Origin of the sequence: Mesorhizobium sp. M4B.F.Ca.ET.143.01.1.1, from assembly GCF_004792275.1 — a bacterium.
Taxonomy (GTDB): Bacteria; Pseudomonadota; Alphaproteobacteria; order Rhizobiales; family Rhizobiaceae; genus Mesorhizobium; species Mesorhizobium abyssinicae.
On the sequence record NZ_SRSR01000006.1, the window covers coordinates 450,347 to 458,559 of the forward strand.

Below are 8,213 nucleotides of genomic sequence, written 5' to 3' on the forward strand. Positions count from 1 at the left end.
TCTGGTTGTGTCTGGCTGGATCGGGCATCAATACGCAAGTACAGACGGGCGCGATTGGATCGCTTCCTTCCGCTCTTTCATTGCCGCCGTGACTGAGTCGACGATCGACTTGCGAAGGGAATCCCACCGATGCGATTGATGCGGTTTGTGCTGGCGCTTATCGTGCTCGCGATCGGCCTGCTCTGGTCCCTTCAGGGCCTAGGTCTTGTCCGCGGCAGCTTCATGACCGGCCAGACGCATTGGCTCTATATCGGAATACTGACGATGCTGGTGGGATTGCTCGGGCTCGGCTGGGCCAGCCGCTCGCGCATCTGACGCTTCCGGCGGCACCCCCTCTGCCCTCTCCCGGTTCGGCGGCCGCACCATGGAATTTCATTCCTCCACTCGCCCTCCGATTGGCACGATCTATCTTCTTTCCGGCAGCGATCGGCTGGAAAAGACGCTAGGTTTTGACCCCATGGAGCCTCTGACATGAGCGAGCACGGAAAAGCCGACAGTGCCGTTTCCCGCCTGCGTCCGCCCTATGCGTCCGTGCTCGACCTCATCGGCCAGACGCCGATCGTCGAGCTGACCAAGTTCGACACCGGCAGATGCCGGCTGTTCATCAAGCTCGAAAGCCAGAATCCCGGCGGCTCGATCAAGGACCGCATCGCGCTGTCGATGATCGCCGCCGCCGAGCGGCAGGGCAAGCTCAGGCCCGGCGGCACCATCGTCGAGGCGACCGCCGGCAATACCGGCCTCGGTCTTGCCCAGGTCGGCATCCCCAAGGGCTACCGCATCATCCTCGTCGTCCCCGACAAGATGTCGCGCGAAAAGATCCAGCATCTGCGCGCGCTCGGCGCCGAGGTCCGCATGACCCGCTCCGACGTCGGCAAGGGCCATCCCGAATATTATCAGGACATGGCCGAGAAGATCGCCGCCGAAACGCCCGGCGCCTTTTATGCCAACCAGTTCGCCAATCCCGCCAACCCGCTGGCGCATGAAACCACGACCGGCCCGGAAATCCTCGCCCAGCTCGACGGCGACGTCGACGCGGCGGTGGTCGGCGTCGGCTCCGGCGGCACGCTGACCGGGCTCGGCCGCTATTTCGCGAAACATTCGCCGAAGACCGAGATGGTGCTGGCCGACCCGGTCGGCTCGGTGCTGGCGCCGCTGATCAAGACCGGCAAGATGGAAGAGGCCGGCAGCTGGACCGTCGAAGGCATCGGCGAGGATTTCGTGCCGCCCAATGCCGACCTGTCGCTGGTCAGGAAGGCCTACTCCATCCCCGACAAGCAGAGCATGCTGGCGGTGCGCGATCTGCTCTCCCGCGAAGGAATTTTGGCCGGCTCCTCTTCCGGCACGCTGTTGTCGGCCGCGCTGCGCTACTGCCGCGAACAGACGGTGCCCAAGCGCGTCGTCACCTTCGTCTGCGACAGCGGCAACAAATACCTGTCGAAGGTCTTCGACGATTTCTGGCTGGCCGAGCAGGGCTTGGCCGAGCAGGAGCAGCATGGCGATTTGCGCGACCTCGTCATGCGCTCGCACCGCACCGGCGACACGGTCTGGGTCGGGCCGGAGGAAAGCCTGCTCAATGCCTATGGCCGCATGCGCCGCTCCGATGTCTCGCAACTGCCGGTGCTCGACGACGGCAAGCTGGTCGGCATCGTCGACGAGGGCGACATCCTCGCCAAGGTCGACGGCCCCTATGACGGCCGCTGGGACCGCTTCAACGGCCCGGTGCGCACCGCCATGACCTCCAATCTGCACACGCTGCAGGCCAGCCAGACGCTCGATGCGCTGCTGCCTGTCTTCGACCGCAACGAGGTCGCCATCGTCTTCGATGGCGAGGAGTTCATCGGCCTGATAACCCGCATCGACCTGATCAACCATCTGAGGCGTCGCGCAAGATGACGAGCAATGCAACGGGCAAGAACCGCCTGGCCTTTTCGACCCGCACCATCCATGGCGGCCAGAGCCACGACCCGACGACCGGCGCGGTGATGGTGCCGATCTACGCCACCTCCACCTACGGCCAGCAGTCGCCCGGCGTGCACAAGGGCTTCGAATACGCCCGCAGCCAGAACCCGACCCGCTTCGCCTTCGAGCGCGCGGTGGCCGATCTCGAAAGCGGCACAAGAGCCTTCGCCTTCGCCTCCGGCCTCGCCTCGATCTCGACCGTGCTGGAGCTGCTCGATGCCGGCGCCCATATCGTCGCCACCGACGACATCTATGGCGGCACGTTTCGCTTGCTGGAACGGGTGCGCAAGCGCTCGGCCGGGCTGCAGGTCAGCTTCGCCGACTTCACCGACCTCGCCGCCGTCGAGGCCGCCATCCGCCCCGAGACAAAACTGCTCTGGGTCGAGACGCCGACCAATCCGCTGCTGCGCATCGTCGACCTCGAAGCGGTGGCGGCGTTGGCCAAGCGCAAGGGCCTGCTCACCGTCGCCGACAACACTTTTTGCAGCCCCTACATCCAGCGGCCGCTGGAGCTCGGCATCGACATTGTCGTCCACTCGACGACGAAGTACCTCAACGGCCATTCCGACATGGTCGGCGGCGTCGCGGTCGTCGGCGACGACAAGGATCTCGCCGACCGGCTGAAATTCCTGCAGAACGCCATCGGCGCCATCTCCGGCCCGTTCGACTCCTTTCTGGCGCTGCGCGGCATCAAGACACTGGCGCTTCGGATGGAGCGCCATTCCGCCAACGGCCTGAAGATCGCGCAGTGGCTGGAAAGTCGCAACGACGTGCGCCGTGTCATCTATCCCGGCCTCGCCAGCCACCCGCAGCACGAAATCGCCAAACGCCAGATGCACGCCTTCGGCGGCATGATCTCGGTCGAGCTCGACCGCGATCTGGCGGGGACAAAGCGCTTCCTCGAACGCACGCAGCTGTTCACCCTGGCCGAAAGCCTCGGCGGCGTCGAGAGCCTGATCGAGCATCCCGCGCTGATGACGCACGGCTCGATCCCGGCGGAGAAGCGCGGCGCGATCGGGATATCGGATTCGCTGGTCAGGCTCTCGGCCGGCATCGAGGATGGGGATGATCTGATCGCGGATCTGGAGCAGGCGTTGAGGGGCTGAATAGTCATCGCTGTCCCGCCGACATCTCGGTATGTGTGCCATTGCAGAGCGCAATCCACGCTCTAAACTGCCACCGCTTTGCGATCTCCGGAGGCGTCATGCGCGTGATCGTGCTGGGCGGTGGCGTGGTTGGAGTTACCACCGCCTACCAGCTGCAGAAGGACGGCCACGAGGTGGTGCTCATCGAGCGCCAGCCTCAGGTCGCCGCCGAGACGAGCTGGGGTAATGCCGGCATGATCGCGCCCGGCCATTCCTTCGTCTGGTCCTCGCCGAAAGCGCCGATGATCCTTTTGAAATCGCTGGTGCTGAAGGACCAGGCTCTGCGCTTCAGGATGTCGGCCGATCCCCGGCTCTACAGCTGGTCGTGGCTGTTCCTGATGGAATGCACGGCGGAAAAGGCCAGGCGCAACACGCTGCTCAAGCATCGCCTTGCCGCCTATTCGCAGAGCGTGCTGCGCGAGGTGATTGCCGACGAGGCGATCGACTACGACCGCAACGACCGCGGCATCCTGTATTTCCATCGCAGCCAGCAGGCGCTCGACAAGGGCGTCGAGCACATGAAGCTGCTGGAGTCCGACGGCCAGGAGATCAGGGTGCTCGATCGCGAGGGCGTCGTGGCACTCGATCCGTCGCTGGCCTCGGCGCGGGAAAAGATCGCCGGCGGCATCTATTGCCCGACCGATGAGACCGGCGACCCGGCGAAGTTCACCCGCGCGCTGGCGGCGAAGATCGCCGGGCGCGGCGGCGAAATCCGCACCGGCACCACCATCACCGGCATCGAGACCTCGGGCGACGGCATCACGCAGGTGCGGACCGACAGGGGCGCCTTCAAGGGCGACGCCTATGTGCTGGCGCTCGGCTCCTACAGCCCGCTGATCGCCAAAACCATCGGCATCAGCCTGCCGATCTATCCGATCAAGGGCTATTCGCTGACCATCCCCATTGGCAACCGCCCGGCGCCGCCGACCGTCGCGTCCGTCGACGAGCACAATCTGGTCGCCATTTCCCGCTTCGGCGACCGCCTGCGCGTTACCGCCACCGCCGAGTTCGCCGGCTACGACACCAGCCACAAACCGGCCGACTTCGCCTTCATGAAAGGCGTGACCGAGGAGCTCTACCCGGAAGGCGCCGATTACGACCGCGCCGAGATGTGGGCGGGCTTGCGGCCGATGACGCCGAACAACCTGCCGCAGTTCGGACAGCGGCGTCTGCGCAACCTCTACCTCAACACCGGCCACGGCCATATCGGCTGGACCATGTCGCACGGCTCGGCCCGCATCACCGCCGACCTGATCGCCGGCCGCAAGCCGGCGATTTCGATGGATGGACTTTTGAACTGAGAGCAGGATCGATCCCGCTCTGACAAGAAAGGGAACGCCATGTCCGCCAACCCAGCCGCCGCGCCCCTCGCCGCTTCGGGACCTGTCGATCTCGGCGTCCTGCCCTCGGAGATCGACGGCGGCCTCGCCTCGCGCGCGGCGATCGGGCTGGCGATCCTCGCCACCGACCAGACGCTGGAGCATGAGTTCCGCGCGCTGGTGCGCATTCCCGGTGTCGCCTTCTACGAGGCGCGCCTGTTCAACGACAACGACATCACGCCGGACACGCTGCGCGCCATCGGCCCGCGCATCGCGCCGACCGTCGACCTGATCCTGCCCAGCATCCCGCTCGACGTCGTCGGCTTCGGCTGCACCTCGGCGACGATGACGCTGGGCGAGGAAGCCGTGTTCGCCGAGATCCGCAAGGCGCGGCCGGGGGTCGCCTGCACCACGCCGGTCACCGGCGCGCTCGCCGCCTTCAAGGCGCTCGGCGCCAAGGGCATCGGCCTGCTGACGCCTTACGCGCCCGAGATCAACCGCGGCCTCGTCGCCTATTTCAGCGGGCGCGGCCTGGACATCGCGGCCGTCGCCACCTTCGACCGGCGCGACGACCGCGAGGCCGCCCGCATCTCGCTGGCCTCGATCGAGGCGGCGGCCGGGCGCATGGCCGCCGTGCCCGGCGTCGACGCCATCTTCATCTCCTGCACCAGCCTGCGCGTCGCCGAGGCGGTGGCGGCGCTGGAACAGCGCATCGGCATCCCCGTCACCTCCTCCAACCACGCCATGGCCTGGCACTGCCTGCGGCTCGCCGGCATCGATGACATCGTGCCGGCCGGCGGCCGGCTGTTTGCCTTGCCGATCGGTTGATCCGGTTGCGTGCAGCGGTCTTGTCGACACGAACTTTCGCGCCACGGCAGACCGTTCGAAATTCGCGAGTTAACGGATTCGGAAGGGGTTGTTTAACGCTTCGCTACTATCTCCCGCCTCGGGAGGCAGGACAGAGTGAGCGCGATGAACGACAGCCCCGAAAAGCGCAGCGAATGGCGCGCTATTTTCTACGTGCAGGCGCGCGTCGCCTTGCTGTTCGTTCCGGTCGTCGCCAGCCTGCTGATCATCGCGGCCCTTGCCGGCAACGAACGCAAATCCGTTCCCGACGCCATTGACCGGACCGTCACGAGCTCGGTGAAATAGCGCAGCCGTCCTAGATGCGTGGCCTCGCGCCGCCTCAAACAAACTTCGGGATCGGCCCGTTCTGCGGCGTCGTGCGGTCGCCGAGGTCGATGAACACTTCGTCGACATAGCACCATGCCCAGCCTTCCGGCGGGTCGTAGCCCTCGATGACCGGATGGCTGGTCGCGTGAAAATGCTTGGTGGCGTGGCGGTTGGGCGAGTCGTCGCAGCAGCCGACATGGCCACAGGTGCGGCAGAGCCTGAGATGCACCCACCATGATCCGCTCTTCAGGCATTCCTCGCAGCCGAGCGCGCTCGGCGTGACTTGCCTGATGTCGCCCGTGTGCCGGCATTCGTCCATTACGATCTCCTCGCCTGTTCGGATTGAGCGCCGCCGCCGTTCTGAGCAAGATAGGCATGCAGCGCCGCCACCACCTGGGCGCCTTCGCCGACGGCGGCGGCGACGCGCTTGATCGAGCCGCAGCGAACGTCGCCGATGGCAAACACGCCGCTGCGGCTCGTCTCCATCAGGCCATGTCCCTGCGCCACCTCTGGTCCGGTGCGGACAAAACCCTTGGCGTCGAGCGCCACGTTGCATTTCGCCAGCCAGTCCGTGTTTGGGTCGGCGCCGATGAACAGGAAGAGATGGCGGATGGTTTGCGTCGTCTCGGTGCCAGTCGCGCGGTTACGCCAGCGCACCCGCTCGAGGTTGCTCTCGCGGCCGTCCAGCGCAACGATCTCGGTCTCGGCCAGCACCTCGATGTTCGGCTGCGCCTCGATGCGCTCGACCAGATAGCGCGACATGGTCTCGTTGAGGCTGCCGCGGCGCGCCAGCAGCGTCACCTTGCCCACCTGGCTGGCCAGGAAGACCGCCGCCTGGCCGGCCGAATTGCCGGCGCCGACCAGCGCCACCTCCTGATTCCGGCAAAGCCGCGCCTCGATCGGCGACGCCCAATAGTGCACCGACGTGCCCTCGAACTGCGCCAGATTGGCGACATCGAGGCGGCGGTAGCGCGCGCCGCTGGCAATCACCACCGTGCGCGTGTGCACCGTCTCGCCATAGCCGACATCGAGCGCGTAGCCGGACAGGTTGCTGTCGCCGCTGAGCAGCTTCGCCTCGTCGGGGATCACCATTTCGACGCCGAACTTCTGCGCCTGGTTGTAGGCGCGCGCCATCAGCGCCATGCCGGTGATGCCGGTCGGGAAGCCGAGATAGTTCTCGATGCGCGCCGACGCCCCCGCCTGCCCGCCAAAGGCGCGGCAGTCGAGCACGATCGTCGACAGCCCTTCGGAGGCCGCATAGACAGCGGCTGCCAGTCCCGCCGGCCCGGCGCCGACGACCGCCACGTCGTAGACCTTGCTGGCATCGACGGGCCGCAGCAGGCCGACGCAGCGCGCGAGTTCGTGATCGCCCGGATTGTGCAGCAGCTTGCCGTTCGGACACAGCACGATCGGCAGGTGATGCGGATCGACATGGAAACGCTCGGTCAGCGTCCTGGCGCAGGGGTCGGTCTCGGAATCGAGCGCGCGGTGCGGCAGGCCGCTGCGGGTGAGAAAGCCCTGCAGCCTCAGCACGTCGCCATTGCCGGGAGGGCCGATGATGATCGGCCCGCTGATGCCGCTCTCCAGCAGCCCGACGCGGCGCAGGATCAGCGCCCGCATGATCCGCTCGCCGAGGTTCGCCTCCTGCACCATCAGATCGCGCAGCCGCTGCGAGGGGATGACGATGGCCTCGACCGGTTCGCTCGCCTCGGCATTGATCAGCGACGGCCGGCTCGAGAGCTGCGCCAGCTCGCCGATGAAGTTGCCGGCGCCGTAGGAGATGATCGCCTCGCGCGGCCCGAGCCCGCCGGCCTGCGTGATCTCGACCTTGCCGGACAGGATGAGGATCAGGCCGGGCGACACCTCGCCGGCTACAACGATAGATTCGCCCGCTGCGTAGGAGCTCGCCGTACCGAAGCGGCGCATGCGTTCGATGTCCACTTCCGCCAGGACAGGAAACATCTGGTCACGGCGGGCGGCGATGGTCGGGCTGACGGAGGGGGCCATGGGGCGGACCGTAGCGCCGGGGCCGATGAGTTTGAAGCGGTTTGTTGGGACACTGCCCTCGCCTCTTCGTCACGAAGGTCAGAGGCCAGCGGCTAATCTCGAACGTCGCAATTCGCGCTCAAGTGGCATCCGATGCGAAAGCCGGCGAAAAACGACAACACTGCGGAAGGCGCTAATCCCGTTGGCAGTCGGGATAGATGGTGCCCAGAAGAGGACTCGAACCTCCACTCCTTGCGGAACACGGACCTGAACCGTGCGCGTCTACCAATTCCGCCATCTGGGCTGGTGCGGGCTCATGTAAGCGGGCAAGCGGTGTGTGTCAACGCGCTTTTTTGCCGATGTCGGCACTGCCCCTCATCGCCCTGCCGGGCACTTCTCCCCGTATAGTGACGGGGAGAAGGGGCGGCCGCATCGTCGGCGCCTTGTTTGCAACCTGGTGATTGGCGAAATCGGCGACGACAGCGCCCCTCTCCCCGTCACTATACGGGGAGAGCGACTGTCTTGGCTGTCAAGCTGTTTGCCATGGTTTTTGGTCGCGGATGATGGCGTTGAGAATGGTCAGCAGCTTTCGCATGACGGCCACGACGGCGACGATCTTCGGCTTGCCGAC

General features: G+C 66.1%; 8 protein-coding genes, 1 tRNA gene and 1 pseudogene. 6 read left to right on the plus strand and 4 right to left on the minus strand.

Features of this window, described 5'->3' with window-relative positions; genetic code table 11:
• Window positions 1-129: 129 nt before the first annotated feature.
• The 6 genes from EN786_RS18220 (at window position 130) to EN786_RS18245 (ending at window position 5,575) form a co-directional block, all read left to right on the plus strand.
• Entirely contained in the window at window positions 130-315 is a 186-nt protein-coding gene (locus EN786_RS18220) for a hypothetical protein (RefSeq protein WP_127284870.1), read from the plus strand.
• Between the two features lie 156 nt (window positions 316-471).
• Window positions 472-1,893, plus strand: a complete 1,422-nt coding sequence (locus EN786_RS18225; protein ID WP_127309272.1) for a pyridoxal-phosphate dependent enzyme — start codon at window positions 472-474, stop codon at window positions 1,891-1,893.
• Entirely contained in the window at window positions 1,890-3,065 is a 1,176-nt protein-coding gene (locus EN786_RS18230) for a cystathionine gamma-synthase (RefSeq protein ID WP_127309271.1), read from the plus strand. The genes EN786_RS18225 and EN786_RS18230 overlap by 4 nt, the downstream gene beginning before the upstream one ends.
• Before the next feature lie 98 nt (window positions 3,066-3,163).
• Window positions 3,164-4,405 (plus strand): D-amino acid dehydrogenase, encoded by a 1,242-nt coding sequence (locus tag EN786_RS18235; RefSeq protein WP_127284867.1) that lies wholly within the window; start codon window positions 3,164-3,166, stop codon window positions 4,403-4,405.
• Window positions 4,406-4,444: 39 nt separating this feature from the next.
• Window positions 4,445-5,251 carry an aspartate/glutamate racemase family protein gene (locus EN786_RS18240; RefSeq protein WP_127284866.1) on the plus strand — a complete coding sequence of 269 codons (807 nt, stop codon included), beginning with the start codon at window positions 4,445-4,447 and terminating at the stop codon, window positions 5,249-5,251.
• A 144-nt stretch (window positions 5,252-5,395) separates the two neighbouring features.
• Window positions 5,396-5,575, plus strand: a complete 180-nt coding sequence (locus tag EN786_RS18245) for a hypothetical protein (RefSeq protein ID WP_127284865.1) — start codon at window positions 5,396-5,398, stop codon at window positions 5,573-5,575.
• A 34-nt stretch (window positions 5,576-5,609) separates the two neighbouring features.
• On the opposite strand, the gene EN786_RS18250 is transcribed toward EN786_RS18245, so the two are convergent.
• The 4 genes and pseudogenes from EN786_RS18250 to EN786_RS18265 all read right to left on the minus strand — a co-directional run.
• Window positions 5,610-5,915 (minus strand): UBP-type zinc finger domain-containing protein, encoded by a 306-nt coding sequence (locus tag EN786_RS18250; RefSeq protein ID WP_127284864.1) that lies wholly within the window; start codon window positions 5,913-5,915, stop codon window positions 5,610-5,612.
• Entirely contained in the window at window positions 5,915-7,603 is a 1,689-nt protein-coding gene (locus EN786_RS18255; protein WP_127309270.1) for a cyclic nucleotide-binding domain-containing thioredoxin-disulfide reductase, read from the minus strand. Before EN786_RS18255 ends, EN786_RS18250 begins: the two co-directional genes overlap by 1 nt.
• 198 nt (window positions 7,604-7,801) lie before the next feature.
• A tRNA-Leu gene (locus tag EN786_RS18260) sits at window positions 7,802-7,886 on the minus strand.
• 225 nt (window positions 7,887-8,111) lie between these two features.
• Window positions 8,112-8,213 (minus strand): annotated as a pseudogene (locus EN786_RS18265) (IS110 family transposase); the annotation flags it as partial.